Origin of the sequence: Paenibacillus sp. P3E (assembly GCF_001909045.1) — a bacterium.
Classification (GTDB): Bacteria; Bacillota; Bacilli; order Paenibacillales; family Paenibacillaceae; genus Paenibacillus_AQ; species Paenibacillus_AQ helianthi.
Window position 1 is genome coordinate 1 of sequence record NZ_LVWH01000120.1, and the last position, 1,140, is coordinate 1,140.

1 protein-coding gene is annotated in these 1,140 nt (G+C 30.4%); it reads left to right on the forward strand.

What is annotated here, in order from left to right; genetic code table 11:
- Positions 1 to 49 precede the first annotated feature (49 nt).
- Positions 50 to 1,140: O-unit flippase-like protein (gene wzx / locus A3842_RS11360; protein WP_305953387.1), on the forward strand; the 1,091-nt coding region annotated here is incomplete at its 3' end.

Here is a 1,140-nt window from a genome sequence, read left to right on the forward strand (position 1 = left end):
GCTATGGAGTTATGTAGGGAATATATATAAGATATTGATTAATGTCATAATGATTCCCTTAATTGGTATCTATTTATCGTCCCAAGAGCTAGGATTATGGTATACCATGACCAGTTTAGGTGCGTTAGCTTATCAACTAGATTTTGGGTTTTTACCCACTATTACCAGGAATATTACATATTGCTGGAGTGGTGCATCAGATATATTAAAGGAAGGTATATCTGAAAAAAAAGTAGATGATAATCAAGGAATAGATAAAAAACTAATGAATTTATTACTACATTCAAGTAAAAGGATTTATTTGGTGATATCGGTAAGTGCCTTTTTGGTTTTGTCTATTTTTGGTTCTTTATATCTTCTGACAATTACTACTCATGAAGGTATTGAAGATTTTATGATTGCATGGCTCATATACTGCATCGGGATTTTTCTGAATATTTATTATGAATATTGGAGTGCTTTTTTGAGAGGCACTGGCTTAATAAAGGAATCTCAAAAAGCTCAAATTATAGCTGGGAGTATTCAATTGTTAATTACATCAATTGGATTATTTTTGCATCTGGGTCTGATAGCTATATCAATTTCTTTTTTTGTAAGTGGATTGGTTTTAAGACAAATATCACGATACTACTTTTATAAAAAACATGATTCACACGATTTTTTTGATAAAAACAATAAAACTATTAATACTGAAAACAAAGGTATTATTTCGAGAATATGGCACAATGCTTGGAAATCAGGATTAACCTCTATTGGTACTTACATTATCACGCAGGGTACTATAATTCTTTCTTCAACATTTTTAGGATTGGAGATGACTGCTTCTTATGGACTGACTCTTCAATTGTTTAGTATAGTAGCTACTATAGCCTCAATTCCATATAATAGTTATTTGCCAGCTGTAAATGAAGCACAGTTAAGAAAAGACAAAGTTAAATTAGTCAATATAATTTCATTTACTACAGTATGTGCGTGGCTTTGTTATATAATTGGATGGATGATAATAGTTTTTGTTGGAAAACCTTTATTAGAAGCATTGAATTTCCAAACGCCATTACTTACAGAAAATGTACTCTTATATATGGGGTTATACCTATTTTTGGAGTTTAATCATTCTTATTTCGGTAATATTATCACTAC